Origin of the sequence: Microtetraspora sp. AC03309 (assembly GCF_020826795.1) — a bacterium.
Classification (GTDB): Bacteria; Actinomycetota; Actinomycetes; order Streptosporangiales; family Streptosporangiaceae; genus Microtetraspora; species Microtetraspora glauca.
In genome coordinates, this window is sequence record NZ_JADDIL010000615.1 from 1 (window position 1) to 393 (window position 393).

At 69.2% G+C, this 393-nt stretch carries 1 pseudogene; it reads right to left on the bottom strand.

Going from position 1 to position 393, the window contains the following annotated elements:
• A pseudogene (locus IMZ11_RS44620) lies at positions 1-393 on the bottom strand (potassium-transporting ATPase subunit B); the annotation flags it as partial.

Below are 393 nucleotides of genomic sequence, written 5' to 3' on the forward strand. Positions count from 1 at the left end.
CTCGGCGACCGCGCCCGCCGCCCCCTTGCGCAGGCGGTGATCCCCGGACAGGTCGACGCCCGACATCCGGGTGTTGGCGCTGAACTCGACCCAGTGTGCATGGTCGAGTTCGCCGGGTGTGCGGCCGCGTAATCCATACTCCTGCTTGGCGAACACGACGATCGAGCGACCTTCGGGGGTCTCGTCGGCCAAGCTGGACAGTTGTGCCGCGTCGGCGAGTTGCTCCGGCGTCACTCCCGTCAGTGGCACGAACGCGGCGGCCTGCCGGTTACCGAGGGTGATGGTGCCGGTCTTGTCGAGCAGCAGGGTGTTGACGTCACCGGCGGCCTCGACGGCCCGGCCCGACATCGCGAGCACGTTGCGCTGCACCAACCGGTCCATGCCGGCTATGCC